Annotated in this window: 14 protein-coding genes; 5 read left to right on the forward strand and 9 right to left on the reverse strand. The window is 59.9% G+C overall.

Annotated features, from left to right (window positions below; translation table 11 throughout):
* Positions 1–92: 92 nt before the first annotated feature.
* From A462_RS29315 to A462_RS29305, 3 genes are read right to left on the reverse strand one after another with little or no spacing between them, the layout of a single operon-like run.
* Entirely contained in the window at positions 93–644 is a 552-nt protein-coding gene (locus tag A462_RS29315) for a GNAT family N-acetyltransferase (RefSeq protein WP_003214088.1), read from the reverse strand.
* 4 nt (positions 645–648) lie between these two features.
* Positions 649–1,110, reverse strand: coding sequence for an LEA type 2 family protein (locus tag A462_RS29310; RefSeq protein WP_003214086.1), 462 nt, complete (start codon positions 1,108–1,110; stop codon positions 649–651).
* A gap of 13 nt (positions 1,111–1,123) precedes the next feature.
* Entirely contained in the window at positions 1,124–2,551 is a 1,428-nt protein-coding gene (locus tag A462_RS29305) for a nucleobase:cation symporter-2 family protein (RefSeq protein ID WP_008431217.1), read from the reverse strand.
* Positions 2,552–2,785: 234 nt separating this feature from the next.
* Between A462_RS29305 and A462_RS29300 the strand changes: the two genes are divergently transcribed.
* A complete protein-coding gene (locus tag A462_RS29300) occupies positions 2,786–4,411 on the forward strand; it encodes a methyl-accepting chemotaxis protein (RefSeq protein WP_003214083.1) in 1,626 nt (541 codons plus the stop codon).
* A 148-nt stretch (positions 4,412–4,559) separates the two neighbouring features.
* On the opposite strand, the gene A462_RS29295 is transcribed toward A462_RS29300, so the two are convergent.
* The 5 genes from A462_RS29295 to A462_RS29275 form a co-directional block, all read right to left on the reverse strand.
* Positions 4,560–5,537 (reverse strand): 2-hydroxyacid dehydrogenase, encoded by a 978-nt coding sequence (locus A462_RS29295; RefSeq protein ID WP_008431218.1) that lies wholly within the window; start codon positions 5,535–5,537, stop codon positions 4,560–4,562.
* Positions 5,537–6,832, reverse strand: coding sequence for an MFS transporter (locus A462_RS29290; protein WP_003214078.1), 1,296 nt, complete (start codon positions 6,830–6,832; stop codon positions 5,537–5,539). The genes A462_RS29295 and A462_RS29290 overlap by 1 nt, the downstream gene beginning before the upstream one ends.
* Positions 6,833–6,887: 55 nt before the next feature.
* The gene (locus A462_RS29285; RefSeq protein ID WP_003214077.1) at positions 6,888–7,832 is read right to left on the reverse strand and encodes a sugar kinase; all 945 of its coding nucleotides are present in this window, start codon (positions 7,830–7,832) and stop codon (positions 6,888–6,890) included.
* Positions 7,825–8,607: a sugar phosphate isomerase/epimerase family protein gene (locus A462_RS29280; protein ID WP_008431219.1), complete on the reverse strand. Its 783-nt coding sequence runs from the start codon at positions 8,605–8,607 to the stop codon at positions 7,825–7,827. The genes A462_RS29285 and A462_RS29280 overlap by 8 nt, the downstream gene beginning before the upstream one ends.
* A gap of 88 nt (positions 8,608–8,695) precedes the next feature.
* Complete coding sequence (locus A462_RS29275) at positions 8,696–9,754, reverse strand: LacI family DNA-binding transcriptional regulator (RefSeq protein ID WP_003214073.1); 1,059 nt, start codon at positions 9,752–9,754, stop codon at positions 8,696–8,698.
* A gap of 276 nt (positions 9,755–10,030) precedes the next feature.
* Here A462_RS29275 and A462_RS29270 point away from each other — a divergent pair, with 276 nt between their 5' ends.
* The 4 genes from A462_RS29270 to A462_RS29265 all read left to right on the forward strand — a co-directional run bounded on the left by A462_RS29270 (position 10,031) and on the right by A462_RS29265 (position 16,696).
* Positions 10,031–12,022 carry a hypothetical protein gene (locus A462_RS29270; RefSeq protein ID WP_008431220.1) on the forward strand — a complete coding sequence of 664 codons (1,992 nt, stop codon included), beginning with the start codon at positions 10,031–10,033 and terminating at the stop codon, positions 12,020–12,022.
* Between the two features lie 144 nt (positions 12,023–12,166).
* Positions 12,167–12,466, forward strand: a complete 300-nt coding sequence (locus tag A462_RS34770) for a hypothetical protein (protein ID WP_008431221.1) — start codon at positions 12,167–12,169, stop codon at positions 12,464–12,466.
* Positions 12,463–14,196: a hypothetical protein gene (locus A462_RS0132255; protein ID WP_238544205.1), complete on the forward strand. Its 1,734-nt coding sequence runs from the start codon at positions 12,463–12,465 to the stop codon at positions 14,194–14,196. The genes A462_RS34770 and A462_RS0132255 overlap by 4 nt, the downstream gene beginning before the upstream one ends.
* Before the next feature lie 232 nt (positions 14,197–14,428).
* Positions 14,429–16,696, forward strand: a complete 2,268-nt coding sequence (locus tag A462_RS29265; RefSeq protein ID WP_008431223.1) for an autotransporter outer membrane beta-barrel domain-containing protein — start codon at positions 14,429–14,431, stop codon at positions 16,694–16,696.
* Between the two features lie 87 nt (positions 16,697–16,783).
* Here A462_RS29265 and A462_RS29260 read toward each other — a convergent pair whose 3' ends face one another.
* On the reverse strand, positions 16,784–20,632 hold the full coding sequence (locus A462_RS29260) for an Ig-like domain-containing protein (RefSeq protein ID WP_008431225.1): 3,849 nt from the start codon (positions 20,630–20,632) through the stop codon (positions 16,784–16,786).
* Positions 20,633–20,716: the final 84 nt, after the last annotated feature.

The raw sequence follows: 20,716 nt of genomic DNA on the forward strand, positions 1-20,716 counted from the left end.
CTTACTTTTGCGCTTTTCAAAAGTGAGCCGCTGTAAGAGCGGAACCCATATCAGCCGTTACCCAAATAACGGATATACACCCAAAACCCACCTCAGCCCCGCCGACTCCCCAGCCATTCCTCCCGGGTAATCTCCCAGATATCCTTGGGCAAACTCCCCGCGACAAACTGCCCTTCATCCGTCCTGACCAACCGCATCCCCGTCCGCTCGGAAATCCTGCGAGACGCCACGTTCGGCGCCGCCTTGGGCACGCGCATCACAGGCCGCTCCAGCACCTCAAACCAATACTCAGTCACCGCCGCACTGGCCTCGGCCATCAACCCCTGGCCCTGCCACTGCGGCGCGAGCCAAAAACCGCGGTTGTTGTCCACCTCATCCATCAGGCTGACATTACCAATCAACACCCCAGGCGCGCTTTTCAGGCGGATCGACCAATGCCACTCCTCACCCCGGGCCATCGCCGGCAATGCAACATGCTCCAGATAGCTGCGCGCACCGTCCGCCGGGTACGGCCAGGGCACCAGGGCATTCAGGTAACGCACCACTTCCCAGTGCGGAAATTGCTGCTGGACACCCTCGGCATCCTCCAGCGTCAACGGCCGCAGGATCAGCCGTTCGGTATACAGCGTAGGTTGCGCATCCATGTCGTTACCAAGTGGCAGTGTTGGGAAAGTCCAGGGTCCCGCGATCCACAAAGCGCATGGTGCCGAACAGGCCACCTGCGAGTTTCCCGCGCAACACGTACGGCAGGTTATTCAAACTCTGGGTCTGGCTCAAGCCAAGGGTCTGGCGCAACACGGAAAACGCCGAAACGCTCACCGGCACCGTCAGCACCGTCTCCGAAAAGCGTGGGATCGAGCCACCCTGGTCACTCACCCCGGACGCCAGCGGCCGGCCATTGACCTCCAGGTCCAGGGCCACGCCGCTGTAGTCGATCGCGGTTTCATTCGGATTTTGTATCCGCAGCTTCACCGCGAAACGCACTTCCAGGTCCTGGCTCTGCAGCGGCTCGATGCCCACCACGTTGATGTTCACCGGGTCGCGGTTGGGGAACAGCGCGCACGCGCTCAGGGTGAGTAGCAGCAGTGACAAAACCATGAGCTTGCGCATAAAACGGGTTCTCCTATTTCGTGACGTCCGGGTCCTGCATCACTTTGAGGGTGGAGGCTTCCGGATCAAATTCATCTTCTTCCAGTTCTATGAACTCCTCAGGCAGGAAGATGTTCAGCACGATAGCGCAGAACGCCCCCACGGTGATTGGCGACTCGAAGATGTTGTGCAGTGCCTTGGGCAGCTCGCGCAGTACTTCCGGCACTGCTGCCACACCCAGGCCCATGCCCAGGGAGATCGCCACGATCAGCACATTGCGCCGGTGCAGCCCGGCTTCGGCGAGGATCTTGATCCCGGCCACGGCCACGGTGCCGAACATGATCAGCGTGGCGCCACCGAGTACCGGCTTGGGCATCAGTTGCAACACCGCGCCGATCATCGGGAACAGCCCCAGCAGCACCAGCAGCCCGGCAATGAAGTACGCCACATAACGGCTGGCCACGCCGGTCAACTGGATCACCCCGTTGTTCTGGGCGAAGGTCACCATCGGCAAGCTGTTGAAGGTGGCCGCCATCACCGAGTTGAGGCCGTCGGCCAGCAGGCCGGACTTGATGCGCTTGATGTACAGCGGGCCCTTGACCGGCTGTTGCGAGATCATCGAGTTGGCGGTCAGGTCACCGGCGGCTTCCAGGGGCGAAATCAGGAAGATCACCGCCACCGGGATAAACGCCACCCAGTCGAACGAAAAACCGTACTTGAACGGCACCGGTACGCTGATCAGTGGCAGCTGGGGCAGGGCGCCCAGGTCGACGCGGCCCATCCACCAGGCCACCACAAAACCCAGGGTCAGGCCGATCACGATCGAACCCAGGCGCAGGAACGGGTTGTTGAAGCGGTTGAGCACCACGATGGTCAGCAGCACCAGGGCCGCCAGGCCCATGTTGCCGGCGGCGCCCAGGTCGCTGGCGCCATAACCGCCGGCCATGTCGGTGACGGCCACCTTGATCAGCGACAAACCCATCAAGGTAATGATGGTGCCGGTGACCACCGGGGTGATCAGCTTGCGCAGCTTGCCGATGAACTGGCTGAGCACCACTTCGATAAACGCCGCGAAAAAGCAGATGCCGAAGATCGTCGACAGGATCTCATCGGTGCCGCCGCCCCGGGCCTTGACCATGAAGCCGGCACTGAGGATCACGCTGATAAACGAAAAACTGGTGCCTTGCAGGCACAGCAGGCCCGAACCCACCGGGCCGAACTTGCGGGCCTGCACAAAGGTGCCGAGCCCGGACACAAACAACGCCATGCTGACCAGGTACGGCACTTCGCTTTCCAGGCCCAGCACGCCGCCGACGATCAGCGTCGGGGTGATGATCCCGACAAAGCTGGCCAGCACGTGCTGCAGGGCGGCAAATATCGCCGCGCTGAAGTGCGGACGGTCGTCGAGGCCGTAGATCAGGTCGGATTTATAACGGGGGCGAGGGGTTTGAGTGTCAGACAAAATACGGGCCCGGGTAGGAAAAAGGAGGCGCAGGATGCCAGAAAGTGCCAGTTGTCAGAAGTGTGAAAAAATATTTCGAAACATCCCCCATTAAATCCTCAAGCCGGCCGATAACGTTGTAGGCACCACATACCTATTAAAACAGTGGCGCCGTAAGGTCAGAGCAGCGCGTTGACGCTGACTGACCGTGTCGCGGCAGGGACGCGCGCAGCCACTACTTCTGAGAGCGCACCTATGTCCCTCCGTAACCTGAATATTGCCCCCCGAGCTTTCCTTGGTTTTGCGTTCATTGCGTTGCTTGTGGTTATCCTGGGGGTGTTTGCGGTCAATCGCATGACGCTGATCCGCCAGGCCTCGGTCGACATGGGAACCAACCAGTTACCCAGCGTGAAGTACCTTGGCAACATTACCGAAAACGTGTTGCGCCTGCGCATCCTGTCCTTCCGCATTCTGATCAACCGCGAGCCGGCCGCCGTGCAGGACGCCAAGGAGCGCTCGGCCATTCTGGTGGACAAGGTCAAGGTGGCCCAGGCCGCCTATTCGGCCTTGCCTGCCGAGGGCGAAGAGGCCAGCGTCTACAAAGCCTTTTCCGCGACCCTCGACAGCTACCTGACCGCCCAGGCCGAGATGATGTCGCTGTCGCAGCAAAACAAGGTCGAGGAGATGCGTACCCTGATCAATACCCGGATCAAGGACGGCACCGACCTGATGGGCGAGCAGTTGAATAAACTGATCGCCATCAACAGCGCCGGGGCCGATCAGGCCAACGTCGCCGCCGAAGGCAGTTATTCCCAGGCTGTGACCGGGATCATCATCGTCGCCGTGGTGGCAGCCTTGATGACGGTGTTGCTGGCCTGGCTGCTGACCCGCAGCATTGTCGCTCCGCTGCAAAAGGCGGTCAGTGCTGCCGAATCCATCGCCGGCGGCAACCTGAGCAAACCCATCGAAGTCGACGGCAAGGACGAACCGGCCCGCCTGCTCGGCGCCCTGGCCGCGATGCAGAACAACCTGCGCCAGACCATCCAGCACATCGCCGGCTCAGCCACGCAGTTGGCCTCCGCCGCTGAAGAGCTCAGCGCCGTCACCGAAGAAGCCTCCAAAGGCCTGCAACAGCAAAACAACGAAATCGACCAGGCCGCCACCGCGGTCAACGAAATGACGGCCGCCGTGGAAGAAGTGGCGCGCAACGCGGTGTCCACCTCCGAGGCGTCCAGCCAGTCCAACCAGGCTGCGCGGGAAGGGCGCGACCGAGTGGTGGAAACCGTCGGCGCGATCCAGACCATGACCCAGGACGTGCAAAACACCTCGGTGCTGATCGAAGGCCTGGCCACCCAGGGCCGTGACATTGGCAAGGTGCTGGACGTGATTCGCGCGATTGCCGAGCAGACCAACCTGCTGGCCCTCAACGCGGCGATTGAAGCGGCGCGTGCCGGTGAAGCCGGGCGTGGTTTTGCGGTGGTGGCGGACGAAGTGCGGGCCCTGGCCCATCGCACGGCGCAGTCGACCCAGGAAATCGAGAAAATGGTCGCCGGCATCCAGAGCGGTACGGGTGAAGCGGTGCAGTCCATGCAGCAGAGCAACCAGCGCACCCAAAGCACCCTGGAAATGGCGCGGGCTGCCGGTGTGGCCTTGGAGCAGATCACCCAGTCCATCAGCCTGATCAACGAGCGCAACCTGGTGATCGCCAGTGCCTCGGAAGAACAGGCTCAGGTGTCCCGCGAAGTGGATCGCAACCTGGTGAACATCCGCGACCTGGCGACGCAGTCGGCGGCGGGCGCCAATCAGACCTCAGCCGCCAGTCACGAACTGTCGCGCCTGGCAGTGGATTTGAACGGGATGGTGGCGCGCTTCGTCATCTGACCTGAAATACGATCAAAAATGTGGGAGCGGGCTTGCTCGCGAAAGCGGTGTGTCAGTTGATGCATTCGGTGGCTGACACACCGCCTTCGCGAGCAAGTCGAATCGTCGCACCGCCGCTCCCACATTGGCTTCTGTGGTGCTTCAGGAATCAGTGTTTCCAGGCGGCTGGGTTCACCAGGTTCTTCGGCTTCTCACCCGCCAGCGCCGCCAGCAGATTGTCCACCGCACACTTGGCCATCGCCTCCCGCGTCTCATGAGTCGCTGAACCAATGTGCGGCGTCGCCACCACATTGTTCAAACGCAACAACGGCGAATCATGCTGCAGTGGCTCCCGCACAAACACATCCAGCCCCGCCGCACGAATCGTGCGCTGTTGCAACGCCTCAATCAGCGCCGGCTCGTCCACCACCTTGCCCCGGGAGATGTTGATAAAGATCGTCTCCGGGCCCATCAGCGCGAACTCTTCAGCGCCAATCAAACCTTCGGTTTCAGCCGTCAGCGGCAAGGTCAGGCACACAAAGTCGGCTTCCCGGAGCAGGTCCGGCAGGCTGCGGTATTGCGCGTCAAACCGCGCCTCCACCGCAGGTTTTGGCGAGTGGCTGTGGTAGATCACCGGCATGCCGAACCCGAAGTGCCCACGCTGGGCCAATGCTTCACCTATCCGGCCCATGCCGATAATGCCCAGGGTCTTGCCATGCACGTCGCTGCCGAAATGCAGCGGGCCGATGTTCTGGTTCCAGTTGCCGGCGCGCACCATATTGGACAGCTCCACCACTCGCCGGGCGGTCGCCAGTATCAGGGCGAAGCCGGTATCGGCGGTGGTTTCGGTCAGTACGTCGGGGGTATTGCTGAGCAGGATGCCGCGCTCGGTCAGGTAGTCGATATCGTAGTTGTCGACACCGACCGACACGCTGGCCACCGCCTCAAGGTTTGGCGCCAGATCCAGCAGTTTGGCATCCAGGCGCAGGCTGGCACCGAGCAAGCCCTGAGCGGTCGGCAAGGCTTCACGCAGTTTGGCCAGGCCGCTTTCATCCAGCGATTCAATAAGCGTGACCTCGGCCTGTTCATGCAGACGGGCCATCAGCGGTGCAGAGAGTTTCTTGTAGAGCACGACAGACTTTTTCATCAGGTCTTTACCTTCAATTCAAGGGATTGCAGCGGGGCGCGTTCGCGGTCGCTGGCGCCGGGCTTGAGAAAGATCGTCAACACCACCGACACCAGCAGCGCACCACTCATCAGCAAGTACGAGGCGCCGGGCGATCCGGTGCTGCTGTTGAGGTAGCCCACCAGGTACGAACCGCCGAACGAACCGAGGGCGCCCATGCTGTTGATCAGCGCCATGGCGCCGCCGGCGACGTTGGCCGGGAGGATTTCCGGGACGATTGCGAAAAACGGCCCGTAAGGCGCGTACATACAGGCCCCGGCGATCACCAGCAGGGTGTACGACCACCAGAAGTGTTCGGCGCCGAGCACGTAGGACGCATAAAACGCGATGGAGGCGATCAGCAACGGTGGCCACACAAAACGTTTACGTTTTTGCAGTTTGTCCGAGCCCCAGGACACCGCCAGCATGCCGATCACCGCCGCCAGGTACGGCAGCGCCGACAGCCAGCCAGCCTCGACCATGTCCATTTTCAGGCCGGCCTTGAGGATCGACGGCAGCCACAGCACGAAGCCATACACGCCAATGCTCCAGCAGAAAAACTGCAGCGCCAGGATGATCACCTTGGGTGAGCGAAAGGCCTCGGCGTAGTTCTTTACCGCCTTGATGCCCACTTGTTCTTCGGCGAGGGCGGTTTCCAGGTCTTTTTTATGCTGGGCGCTCAGCCATTTGGCGTCTGCGGGTTTTTCATCCGCCAGCTTCCACCAGATAAACGCCCACAGCACCGCCGGCAAACCTTCGATGATAAACATCCAGCGCCAGCTGAAATGCTGTACCAGGTAGCCCGAGACCACCGACATCCACATCATGGTCACCGGGTTGCCGAGGATCAGGAAGGTGTTGGCCCGCGAGCGTTCCGCGCGGGTGAACCAGTGGCACAGGTACACCAGCATCGCCGGCATCACGGCGGCTTCGACCACCCCGAGCATGAAGCGGATCACGATCAGCATGTAGGCGTTGGACACCATGCCGGTCAGGGTGGCCAGGCCGCCCCACAGGATCAGGCTGACGAAAATCAGCTTCTTCACGCTGCGTTTCTGCGCGTAGATCGCACCGGGCACCTGGAAGAAAAAGTAGCCGAGGAAGAACAGCGCGCCGAGCAATGACGACATGCCCGGGGTGATCATCAGGTCTTCGGCCATCCCGGAGGCGGCGGCAAAGCCGTAGTTGGCGCGGTCCAGGTACGCCAGGCTGTAGGTGATAAACACGATGGGCATGATGTACCACCAACGGCGGGTGGCGAGTTTCAACGGTTCCATAAGGTTGCTCCTGAGCTTGTTGTAGTTGTGGCAACAGGTAACTCGGTGATGCTGATTAACCGGCTTTCTGGGTGTGGGGCAGATCGGTCCTGAACGGCAAGCCTTCCATGTCGCCACGGCTCTGCACCGCGCGGCTGCCGATCCAGTTGCCGCGCTGCACGGCTTCGCTGAAGCTCAGGTTTTCCAGGAGCGCGCTGATCATGCCCACGGCAAACCCATCGCCGGCGCCGACCGTGTCGACCACCTTGGCCACTGGCACGGCGGCGACAAACCCCTGGTCCAGTTGGGTGCGGTAATACGCGCCGTGGGGCCCGAGCTTGATGGCCACGGCTTCCACGCCCTGGTCCAGGTAAAACGCGGCGATGTCGGCCGGGTCTTCAAAACCGGTGAGCAAGCGGCCTTCGCCCAAGCCCGGCAACACCCAGTCAGCCAGGCAGGCGAGGGCGTTGATTTCGCTGATCATGCGTTGCTCGTTCGCCCACAGGGACGGGCGCAGGTTCGGGTCGAAGGACACGCTGCGCCCGGCCTCGCGCATTTGCGTCATCAACTGGCGCGACAGGTCGCGGGTGGCGTCCGACAGCGCCGGCGGAATGCCGGTGGCGTGCAGGTGCCGGGCTTGCAACAGCTCAGGCTTGATCGCCTCGACCGACAGATGGCTGGCGGCCGAGCCACGGCGGAAGTACTCCACCTGCGGATCATCGCCGGCTTCCTCGCGGGACTTGAGTTGAAAGCCCGTGGGGTGCAGCGGGTCCACCGCCACATGGGTGCAGTCCAGGCCTTCGTTCTGCAAGGTGTCCACCACGAAGCGCCCGAGGGAATCGGCACCCACGCGGCTCAGCCATGCGACGTTGAAGCCCAGGCGTGACAGGCCGATGGCGACGTTGCTGTCGGCGCCGGCAATACGCTTGTGAAACTGGGCAACCTGGGCCAGGTCGCCGGTCTGTTCGGCGACAAACATCGCCATGGTTTCACCAAACGACAGGATATCGATCTCAGACATGTGCGTTCTCCACGCGGGGCTGGCCGAGGACGGCGAGGGTGGCGACCTGCTGGGCGGTGACCGGCACCAGGTCATTGCCTTGCAGCGGAAATTCCACGGCCCGGGTAATACCTTGAGTCATGTGCTTGAGCAGTTGTTCCCACAGATGCAGGTCGGCGGCGCCCGGCGGCAAAGCCACCAGCTTGCCGTCGGCGCGGCGGGCCACGGCCTTGCAGTGCAGGTAATCCACGTGGCGGCCCAGCAGGCGTGCAGCGGTGGTCGCCGACTGGTCCTGCCATTGCCAGTTACCGATATCGAAGGTCATTTTCACCGGCACCGCCAACCGCTCGATTTCGTTGAAAAAGCGCTGCATCGGCTCGATGCGCCCGCCGTGCAGGGTCTGGTCGTTTTCCACCAGCAGCTTGACCGGATGCCGGTTGAGCATGGCGCTCAAGCTGTCGAGGTCGTTGGTGTCGGTGAAATAGCCCAGGGAGACTTTCAGCCAGCGGGCGCCGAATGCCTGGGCGCGGTCGAGGGTGACGGCCAGTTCGGCATTGGGCTGTGAGCGACCGGCCACCCAGAGTTCCAGGGGCGATGAGAACACGCACTCCAGGCCTTGATCGGCTGCAGCTTGCGCCAGCTCATGGGGTTGTTCGGTGGTCAGCAGCTCTTCGCGCCATTCGATGCGTTGCGCGCCGGCGGCAGCCAGCACCTCGACGAAACTCAACTGGCCTTGCTGGCGGACCAGGTCGGCGCCGTAACTGGAAAGGCTGATGGAGACGGGGTATTTATGCATTGTTGTGGACCTCTGAAACCGGTTTCATTTTTATTCGCAAAATAAACGTGTGGGAGCTGGCTTGCCTGCGATGGCGGCGGTCAGCCGCCTACTGCTTCGCCGGAGAAACCGTTATCGCAGGCAAGCCAGCTCCCACAAGGGATTGGGTCGAGCCCCGGATAATCAGTTGTGGCAAGAAATCCAGGGTGCGTGGGGGCTGGCTATCGCCGCGCAAACGCTTGAGTAAACAGTCAAACGCACTGGCGCCAATGGCCTCGGTGGGCTGGGCGAGGGCGGTGATGCCGTTGCCCACCAGCGGGTACCAGTCGAGGTCATCCAGGGCGATCAGGCCCACGTCATCAAACAGGTCGCAGCCTAGATTTTTCAACGCGCGGGTACACGCCAGTGCCGCGATTCCGTTGGCGCAGAACAACGCCTTGGGGCCGGATTTGCCTAGAAACTTTTGCAGACGCTGTTCCAGTTCGCCATCCAACTCCAGTACGGCGCCGGTCAACGTCGGACGGTTGGTCATCTCCGCCTTGAAACTGTCCAGGCGCTCAAGCCGCGAGCTGGTGCCGTCGGTGGCTTCAGTCACCAACAGCAGGTCGCGATAGCCTTGCTGTTCCAGATGCTCCACGGCCATGCGCACCGCCACCGGGTTGTCCAGCCCTACCAGGTCGCTGTGCAGCGGTTCGACCTTGCGGTCCACCAGCACCAGGGGCATTTCCCGTTGCAGTTCCAGCAATTGGTCCAGGTGATGGCCGAGGGTATTCACGATCAGCCCTTCGATATTGTAGGCACGCAGGGCCGCCAGGTGCTGGCGCTCCTGCTCGTCATCGCGGTCGGTGTTGCACACCACCAGGCTGTAGCCGTGCTGGCGGCAGGCGGTTTCCACGCCATGCATCACGGCAATCGAATAGGGGTTGCGGATATCGGCTACCAGCATGCCGATCAGGCGGGTGCGCCCGCGTTTCAGGCCGCGGGCCATCTGGTTGGGGCGATAGCCCAGCTCATCGATGGCCTGCTCGATGCGCAGGGCGATGGCATCGGAGAGCAGGGCACGGTCGTCGCCGATAAAGCGCGACACGCTGGCCTTGGACACACCGGCGCGCTCGGCGACGTCCAGCATGGTCACGCGGCTGCGTTGGGCGGCGGAAAAAGTAGTCACGGCGGCGGGCCTTTCTTATTGGATTTATCTGGGTTCCAAGGCGAAACCAATTGCTGAAACCGGTTTCAGGAAACACCAAGTAGGAAATTTCGTCAAGCGCTGCTCAGTAACCGCCCTGGCAGCAAGGCCGAGCAAAAGCGACGAATGGAGGGGTCTACCTGTTAATTCTGACAGTATCCGGACGAAGGAATCGGGCGCTTAATTCTCTCAACGCCACTTGGTATACACACGCCGCCTGCCGGCAGGCCACTGTCCACCGTGTTGAGGATTAAACCCATGTCTGACGTCTCTGAATCCACTTACCTGATCAAACCCTTGGGCGCGGACGATGGGGGCACTGTGTTGCTGGACCCGATGGACATACCCGGCGTCGACAGTGGTGACCCCCGGGGCGTGATCCCGCGCTCGCGCCTGCAGGGCCCGCTGCAGGTCAACATTCCGATGTGGAACCCGCGACCCGAGCCGCTGCTGGATGAGCCGCACATCGTGCGCCTCCGCTGGGTGTGGGCGGGTGTCGATGAGGTGGTTGATTCGCGGCAGGTGTTTGGCCCGCCACCCCCTTTGCCAGCGGTGATCTCACTGGAGGTGCCCCTGTCACGATTGACTGACGAGGGCTCCGGCACCGCGCAACTCTACTACACGGTTCAGGACTCCTTTGGCGGCGTCAGTGTGCTGAATCCCAGGAGAACACTCACCATCGATCTGGATTCGCCTGAGTTACTGAACCCTCTGGATACTGTGGATTTTGTAGTTGCCCCGACCCCGAACGTCGATGAGCAATACCTGCTCGATAACGTGCCGATGGCGTTCAATATTCCGTTCTACACCGTGCGCTCGGACAGGGACCGGATTGAATTCTACCTGTCCAACCGGGATAACCCGCCGCTAAGCGCGGCGGACGCCGAGTACGTGATCGCGTTAGCCTCAGACCCGCTGGTTGCTTACGTGGACCCCGATATTTTTCGCAGGTTGAACAACGGTGACGCCTATATTTTCTACCGCATTTTTGACGAGGCAGGCAATTTCAGCAGCCAGAGTGCCGGACTGCTGTTTCAGCTGGCACTGACGCCGTTGCCGAGCAACTTGCCGCGTCCGCAAATTCGGCCACCGGCATACGACGACGGCCTGATCAAGCGCGATGATGCACGTCGTGGCGTGTTCATGCGCATTGACCCCGCCTACGACGATTGGGCGCCGGGGGACCAGGTAATCGCCTATTGGAATGCCCGTCCGACAGTCCCGCAGCCGGTACTGGGCTTCCCTTGTGATGTGGAAATTCCATGGCTGACCCTCAGGGGGCCTGCGCCTGTACCGGTTCCCGAAGCGGCGGTGGTGCGCTACGAAATCATTCGCGGAGCCCTGCCTCCATTTCGTTCCTTATCGGAACGGTTCAATGTCGACCTGACGATTGCCGGCCAGGACCATCCCAATGCGCCCGCATTGCTTAACCCGACCCTGGCCAGCGTCACGGTGATAGGGCGCGGCTCCAAGACTCCCAATCAGCTCAATCATCTGGATCGTGGGCTGGCTGCCCAGGCATATGTTCCTTTGTTTGCAGATCCGGTTGCGGGTCAATTGCTCAGTCTGTTCTGGAACGGTGTTGGCCCGGTGGCCAGCCATCCCGTGCAGTTGGGGGAGGTAGGAGGGCAGTTGGTGTGGTTTACCGATATTCCCTGGAATCTGATCGAGGGGACGGTCAATCCACGTCTGCCGGTCCATTACCTCACCAGTAATGGGGTCAACGAACAACAGTCGCCGCCAACTTTTGTGAATGTCGATGTGACGGCGCTGATTGATTTTACTCCTCCGCAAGTTCAGCACACCCTGACTAGCGAGTATGTGACCTGTTGTTCTTCGCCTTCGCCTTTATATGGCGTGCATTGGTTGATTCCGGGCAATATCGGCCTGCAACTTAACGACGAGGTGCGTTTTCACTGGCAAGGCTATGCGCGTAATAACTGGGTTGATCCTATTGCTGGCACTGAATACGAAGAAACCATCCAGGTGCTGCAACCCCATATTGATAACGGTATTAAAGTTGTGGTGGAACCGTTCGACCGGACCTTGGAGCCTATGCGCGAATACGGTTCAGCTGTCGCCAGTTTCGAAGTGTGGCGCAACCTGGGCAAGGTGGGTGACTCCCGGCCAGACGTCAAGGGGAGCGGACATATCCGTGTCGACCTGACCTTTCCAACGGGTGGGTTTTGTAAACCCGGGGATGTCATTAGTTGCACTAGTGATGGAAAGGCAACGTTGGTCAAAGATTAAAGGACTGGGTGTATTTGTTGTTGTGCAGGGAATAGTCGGCGTGTGATAGGCGTGCAAGCGCTTTGTCTCGCGACGCGAACGGCTACGTCAATGGTAGGGAAGTGTGGGTGAGATGTAATTCGTCTTAATATCTGGAGACACGTAATGAAAAAGGACACGCTCGACTTTATCCGTAACTATGCAAAGAATCGAAGTGCCAATACGGCTGACTACTTGCCTGATGGTCGTCTTGAAGGTGAGGTGCCTGGGTACCCTGGATTGCTTTCACGGGAGTACAACCTGCGTGAGAATTTGAATTTCTCTATTCCACTATGGCCTGACGCCGATACCCATCCGACGCTTGACGATATTGTCACTGTTTGGTGGAAAAATTTCGATGACACCGAGTGGGGCACGCCCATTTATAATTTCACCGTTGTTGCCCAGGGCCTGAGACACCGGTGAACATTGCTCAAGGTCGGCGGCCCGCGGGGCGGTACCAAATCAAGTACGGAATTAACGTACGTGGCGTTGACAACTATTCCGAATCAGATCCGCAGACCGTTGTCGTTGACCTGACACCACCGTATGCCATTTCCCCCGATGCACCGCCGGCGCCGATTCCGCCTGCCGACCTGCCGACACCTGCCGACCGCGACTACTTTGAAAGCAAGCCCAATGAGTCTGCAGTGTTTACGATCCCGGATTATGTGGCGCATGGTTGGGCAGACGGCGATTGGGCGTATCTTTACTATAATGGCTCCGATACGCCCTATGCACCCAACCCGCCCGATCCTTCGCCACGCTGGAATCTGCCTGCGGACCTGAGCTTTCCATTGCCATTATCCGTGGTTGACGCCAATCCGGATGGCCTGCGCAATTTGCGGTATGAGTTGTTCGACGCGGCAGGGAATTGGGCGCGGCTTTCGACTGCCTACGAGATGGACGTGGGCCTGTTTCCTGCGCCCGAGAACCTGCTGGCCCCCCTGGTTGGCCGAACCTCACCCCCCGGCGATGTATTGATTGATCGGGCGGACGTTGCGCTGGACGGCGGCATGATCGTGCGTATTCCTGAATATACGAACTTTCTGCGCGGCGTCGATGGAGATGAATTCCTCGTCACATTGAGGACAAGCATCACCACCGTTAACTTGGAGGCCCAGCCACTGGGCAACAGCCGTTTCCCGGCGGAGGTTTACGTTCCGTACAGGGTGCTGGAAATCCTGTATGGCGCCACTCGAGGGCTATTGCCGTTGACCGTTTCCTATGTGGTGCGGCGGCGGTCTGTCAACAACCCGGCGACACCGACCACCACCGTCAACCTGGACCTGTTTGTTGTCGGCCCCACTCCCATTGGCCCGGACCCGATCAACGATGACCTGCTGCCCGTAGTCGTGAACGGGGTGGACGCAACCGGTACCGAGGGCCCCGACGACGAACTGGAGCGCGACCACGCCAACCGGCCTGCAATTGCTCGGGTAACGTTATGGAGTACGGCACCCACACCGGATGCCAGCGACTTTACGATCCGCCTTTATTATTCGGGCGAACTCGTTGCTACCCAACCGGTGACTGGCGCCTCGGCTGGCCAGGTGATTCCGCTCTCAATCCCGTGGAGCTTCATTGAGCGTCATGGCAATGGCCGCAAGACGGTGTTCTACACCATTGCCCAAGGGGCCAGCACCAACCGCCAGTTTTCCCCTGACACCACGGTGACGGTGAATGCCAACTTCAAAGAGCTTGCCCCGCCGGTGGTACGACATCTGTCGGACGCAGGGGCGATCAACTGCACTACGTTCAGGCCTGAAAATCCTCCCGGAAACGTTGTGGTGTTTATCCCGTCTTCGGAGCACTTTGAACTGAGGATGGTGGTTACGCTGCACTGGCAGGGCTACAGCGACAATGCAGGAATGGTAGCGGTCCCGGCAGCAGTGGGTCGTGTGGACTCCATACCGCTCACGCAAGCCATGATCAATTCTGGGTTCGAGTTGCTCCTGGGGCCCTATGAGACCATCTACAAACCCATCCAGCCCCACTCGGGTGCAAGGCTGGCCGGCTCCGCGCGGATCTGGTACACCATCAACCTGCCCGAAGGACCATTACCTTCCGATGAAGCGCATCCTCTTGTTCGCGGGGTTCGGATAGGTGGAACGAATGGCTTTTTCTGCGACGGTACTGCCGTCCCGCTTCCTTGATACTTGTTTGAGCCCTAATGCCAAAGAGGAGCCTTGCTCCTCTTTGGCATTTTTGCCGTTGGGTCGACTACAAACTGCATTCACTTTCAGCACAGCACCTTGGGATTAGTCCTACAGATGTTGGGAACAGCTCTGGGTACCTTGGGCGCCGCTTGATTGGCAGGGTCCACACGCTTTTCGGAACCGGCCAGTTTTTTTCCGTAAAGGAACGCCAACCCAGAGGTCCGTAAAGATGTCAGCTCCATTCAATTTCAAACCAACTCCCTTAAGCCTTGCCTTCAAGGCCAAGGCCGTCACGCTGCTGATGCTCATGGCGCAGCTGTCCGAAGCGCGTGTCGTGACCGGCCCGGATGAAATGGCGGGGCCTGGCCCGCGCCCTGACACTTTTGAATTGCGTGCAGGTTCCCGCCTGACGGTTCTGGGAGTGCCCACCCTGCAAATCACTGCCAATTCCGCAACCCTGATTGTCAATGCCGGCAGCAGCACCCGGGACATTGCCGCAATCAACTCCGACATCCGCATCGATGGTTCGGACGTCGTTGCGCGGGATTCGGCAAGGGCCGGGGTTCATGTCACGGGCAGCAACGTGCTGATCACCAACAGCAACATTACCCACAACAACGGAACCGGGCTGGCAGCGGCCCGTTCCCTGGGCGCCACCAATGGTTCCAGCGTCACGGTCGTCAACAGTCACATCACCGGCAGCACCCGCGGTGCCTCGGCCAGTGCCCACAGTGTGCTGGACCTGACCGATTCGCGTGTCGAGGCGACCGCAGATGATGGCGTGGGTATCGAACTGTTCAATGGCCAGGCCCGTGCGTTCAATACCAGCATCGTTGGTGGAGACATTGGCGTGAAGATGGGCGTGGATAACGACCCGACTTTGGCCAGCAGCCTGATCCTCGACCGCTCGAGCGTCGAGGGCAAGACCGGTTCGGCGATTCAGGTCGGCTCGTTCCGGCCCGGGGAATCCACCCTTGCTGATATTCATGTACTCAATGGCTCCACGCTGACCGGCGCAAACGGTGTGCTGCTGGAAGTCATGAACGGCGCCACCGCCAACATGAACGTCGACCGCAGCTTCCTGGTCGGCGATGTCGTGGCCGAAGACGGCAGCACCGCCAGGTTGCAGCTCAACAATGGCTCCTGGCTCACCGGCAAACTGCAGAACGTCGCCGAGTTGAGCGTCAATTCAGCGTCCCACTGGATGCTGGTGGATGACAGTTCAGTGGGCGACCTGATCATGGGCGGCGGCACCGTGCACTTTGGCGGCGCCGATGAGTTCTTCCAGTTGGACGTCAACAGCCTGTCGGGTGACGGCAGCTATGTGATGCACACCGACTTCAGCACCGGCCAGACTGACTTGCTCAACGTCAACGGGGTTGCCACGGGCAACCACAGCCTGCTGTTGGCGGCGACCGGCTCCGAGTTGGCGAGTGCCTTGCCGATTCGTGTGGTGCACACCGAAGGTGGCGATGCGCACTTCTCGCTGGACGGCGACACCGTGGATGTGGGCGCCTATTCCTACGGGCTGAAGAAGGAAGACACCGACTGGTACCTCGACCCTAACCGTCGTGGCACCAGCAACAGCACCAAAACCGTAATGGCGTTGTTCAACACGGCCCCCACCGTGCTGTACGGCGAGATGTCCCTGCTGCGTACCCGCATGGGTGAACTGCGTTTCAGCGACGGCCAGAGCAACGGGTTCTGGATGCGTGGCTACGGCAACAAATACGAGGTAGCCGGGAACAAGGACGGTGGTGGCTACACGCAAAACCAGCGTGGCCTGAGCCTGGGTGCCGATGCGCCATTGTCGGGCGGAGATGGCCAGTGGATGGCCGGTGTCATGGCGGGTCACAGCACGTCCGACATCAGCGCCAACACTTCCGGCAGCGGCAAGGTCAACAGCTACTACCTGGGGGGGTATGCCACCTGGATCGACGACGAGAGCGGGCTGTACTTCGACGGCGTGGTCAAGCTCAACCGCTTGCACAACGAGGTCAACGTGACCATGAGCGACGGCAAGCGTGCCAAGGGCAACTACACGCAGAATGCCGTGAGCGCATCGGCGGAAGTCGGCCGGCATATCAAGCTCGACGATGGTTACTTTGTAGAACCGTACTCGCAACTGAGCACAGCGATTATCCAGGCGCAAAGTTACGAGCTGGACAATGGCCTGCAGGCCAAGGGTGATCGCAGCGCCTCCGTGGTGGGCAAGCTCGGCGTGACAGGTGGCAAGAATATCCAGCTGGAGAGCGGCGGGGTGCTGCAGCCCTACCTGCGTACAGCGTTGGCCCATGAGTTCAACCACAGCAACAAGGTCAAGGTGAACGACCAGCGCTTCAACAACGATGTGTTCGGTTCGCGTATTGAAGTGGCAGCGGGCGTGGCGATGTCGGTGTCGAAGAACGTCAAGCTGCACGCTGATATTGAACATGCCCAAGGCAAGAAGGTGGATCAGCCGTGGGGGGTTAATGTGGGAGTGCGTTACGATTTCTAGGAAACAGGGGTAAGAAAAAGGAAGCCGAGGCTTCCTTTTTTTGTGGGTGGGTTTTTGGGAGTTGAATAAAGCTGTCCCGGTTATTTGCTAAAACGGAGTGATGCACCATGCCGGCCAATTCGGCAGTCCGTTAATGGAGTAAATTGGTGTTCCGCTGTTTGACGCCTGAACAAAGTAATACCACCTGCCGCTAGCATCGAAATAACACAATCCGTACGGAATTGAGCGAGCCGGAGGGGTGTAGCGTGTTTGCAGTAGCGTCCAACTGGAAACTATGCTGCCTCCAATTGATCTCATCCAATTTATTTGAGCTTGTGGAGATTGCTGTGTTTCGTTAATGCGTAGTTGAAAAATATTGGAAACAACCACTGCGTACGCTCGCGAGACGTTGTTCCTATCTCTCACAGTAATAGTCGCTTGACCGTTACGGAGGCCGGTTACTTTGCCTGTGTTGGCGTCCACAAAAGCAACATTAGGGTTGCTGGAAGCGTAGCTATAGTTACTCACGCCGCCGCTTGCTGTGCGGGTTGCTGTATTGCCTGGCCAGTCCAGCCCGGTTGCTGGCCAGTTAGTGATCACCTTAATACCATTCAAATTAAGCTGGCTTTGATCGATTCTCAGTGAAGAGATAATGCTGTAACTTGCAATGGGGAAGGTAATGGCGGCTGACTCAACACTACTGCCATCAAAAGCCACTTTGCAGGTTACGGTAATGGTGCTGTTGTTGGGTAGCCCATCCAGCCATGAGCGCAGCACAGGCTTATTCACCAAGCCGGTAGATACTTCTCCCGCCTGCAGGCTGTAGTTTGTCAGCACGTTCAAAGGCGCGCTACCGGACCTGGAGAGTTGTACCCAAACCTTCTGCCCTGCAACAGCCAACGGCCATGGTGCAACGCTGAGCGTGGCATTACCGCTGAAATTGTTCAGGTTCAGAACGCCGCCATTGGCAATCCCGTTAATAGACGGCCGAGGCAGGGCCGACGACGGAACGCGGTTAACGCTCAGCTTCTGGGGCTCTGACGGGACAATATTCGTCCCTATCGTCGCCATATAACGGAGCTCGATCAATTTGCCCGCGCTGTTGGCGAGGATGTCCCGGCTGATCTGAAAGTCGACGCGCTTATTGGTGTTACCGTTCTGTGCCGGGATGGTCGCCATGGTGCCGTTCGGGTAAATCCACTCGAGGGCGATGCGGTGGGCCGCGGTCATTTCGTTATAGGCCACCGCCACATAGGCGTTGTTCTGCCAGTCCTGTGGGTCGATGGTCAAGGTGGCGCCCTGCAGATTGGCAAAGGCCGGGCGCGGCAATGTGGCGGGGATCGACTGGATAATATGCTCGCGTACACCAAACAATACTGCGGTGTTTTTATCAGTGCTTTCGGCCAGGCTGACCCAGAAGCGAATGGTCAGGTGCGACTCGTTCCTGAGACCTTGCAGCTCCGCCAACGGTATGGGTTGCGAGACACCCAGGGTGGCGCTTTCTCCAACGGGGGCGGCGATAAAAGTGTCCAGGTTGAACGCACTGCCGTCGGTGTTGGTACCCGTGTATTGCAGCCACATGAACTGCTCTTCAAAGGCCAAAGGCCAGGCCGCCACACGGGTGCGGGCTTGAGCGACGAGCTCGTTCGTCGGCAGGATCACGCTGTTGCCGACCCCGTCGATGGTTGGTGTGGGTAAGCCACTCAACGGCAGCAAGTCCAGGTTCAGAGTATCCGACTCATGGAGAAACCCGCTGCGGGTAAAACTGTATTGCACACTGATGCGGTTACGCTCGTTGCGAATGCCCTTGGCAATGGTACGGGCCTCTATCGGCACACCCACTTCATTGGTGTCGGGGTTGCCCCAACCCGTTTCGACGGTGCTGCCCAGCAGATCGGCCGTCACCCATTTCACTGAAAACGATTCGCTCTCGCGCATGCGCCGGTATTTCACCAGCACCGTTGCACCCGATTGAGCCACCAGCGGGTCAAGCCGGTCAGGGTACTGCTCGGCTTCCACGACTTCAGGCGCATCCAGTTCCACGCCACGGCCCACGGTCAGGAGGGTTGTAAACGAGCGCAAGGTGAGTTTGGGCAGCGGGGTTTCGCGTTCCAGGCTGTAGGTGATGCGCAGTTGGCCATCGAAGTTGTTATCCAGCACCGCACGGCTGACCGGCAGTACCAGTGGCTGGCCCTGTGTCGCACCGTTGATCGTCACCGAACCGCTGGCGGAACCGCCTGTGCCCGTGCCCACAATGTTCCATTGGATATGGTCGCGGCTCCTGGTTGCCGTATAGGGTAGCGTCAGCAGCACGCTGTCGCCCACTACGTCAACCGGGTCAACGTTGTCGTCAATCGCCCCCTGCAGGGTGGGAGCAGGCATGGTTTCGAGGCGTTCGTCGATGCGTACTGTCAGCACCCGGGATTTGCGTTCAATCAGCGCACCGTAGGCATGCAACTGGCTGTCTGCGCCGTCATCGACCAGGTAATACACCGCGACATCACCGAGCCCCTTGAACTGTTGCAGTATTTCGCTTGGAACCCGGCGCGTGCCACCCTGGTCCCCGGCCAGTTGCGGGTCGGAATAGCGCATTCCACCGCCCCCTGGAACAATCTGCTCGATGACCAGGGTTTCCATCGAATCGTAGGCGTGTGGCTGGTAGGACGGGATGCTGATAAACGCATCATCGTCGGGGTTGATCAGGCCCAGCTCGCTCGGGGTCACGGTCACTGCCGGCATCGAGGTCGGTGTACCCACCACCGTCACGGTGACACTGCCAGACTGCCCGAGGTGCCCACCGGTGGCGGTGTGCCAGACGAATGAAGCCCTGAACGAGCCGCCGATGACGCGCTCGATCAAATCGCGGTCCACCGGGAAGATCTCTTCCCGACCGTTCCTGACTTCGACAGGATCAAGCACCAGTTCTTCGATCGTGCCGTCCGCCAGCGTGGCCGTCAGGGTAATCGTGACCTGGTTTGGGGGCAGCGGGGCCGGTGTCACCCGTGGGGTCTGCAACAGGATTTCGAACAGTGAATTACTTTGCGTGTCGTAATCGATTTGCCGGCTTTCCGCGTCATCCACCAGGAAAAACGGCGCGCTCATCAAGCTGGGGTCCAGTTCGGCGACCAGTCCATACGGCTTGGAGTACTGGTATTTTTCCCCTGAGTAATTCTGAACCACATCGAACACCCTGAAGCGCAGGGTGAGTGCGCCGTTGAGGCCGCCCTTGAGAATATTTTCCTGGCTGATAAATACCCTGATCGGCTGGATACCGGCGGCCTCGGCGGCCGTGACCAGGTGCCTGATCTCAACTCCGTCCCAATAGAACTCAATGGTGTCGTTCTTGCGCACGTTCGGATAGGGCGCAATCACGGCGTATAACCCGCGACTGATCGTCTCCATGTTGATCGTGCTGCTTTCGGGCAAGCCGTCGACACTCAGGCTCAGTTTACTGTGCCATTTGTCGTCACCATTGTTCTCTATCCCGCCGGGACGGGTGGTCTTGATCAATATGCTTTGCGGCGGCGAGGTGCTTTCCTGGCCACTGCCTGCGCGCAGTACCCGCGCGCGCACTTGCACTTCACCTTCAGGCATGCGTTCGGCGATGACGTACATGCCATAACGATCCTGGTCCAACTCGACGACACCAGACGCCAGAAGATCGTTATTGAGGTACAACTCAAAGGCGTCGAAGATGGCCCAGGTGTGCCATTTTTCCAGGACGAAATACGCATAGGGCTGAACATGCCGAATGCCCAGGCCATAGGCGTAAGGTTCATCGGGATACTGGTCAAGCGAGACCGGCGGGAACGCCGAATAGGGCGGGGCCAGGTCTTCAGCCGTGATCACCGGCAGGGGCGCGGGCTCAAGGAGGGTCAGGGGGCTGTCGGAAACAGGTACACCTGGGGCTTCAATGACCGAGGCATTGTCATCGGGGTCGATCGGTTGGTTGGGCATGCTGACCACTCCTTGCTGGAAGTCACGCACAGCGCTGGCTGTGCATATAGGCAAGGGAAATCAAACACCCGCAGCCCCGATAGC

Origin of the sequence: Pseudomonas sp. Ag1 (assembly GCF_000278565.1) — a bacterium.
In the GTDB taxonomy this organism is placed as follows: Bacteria; Pseudomonadota; Gammaproteobacteria; order Pseudomonadales; family Pseudomonadaceae; genus Aquipseudomonas.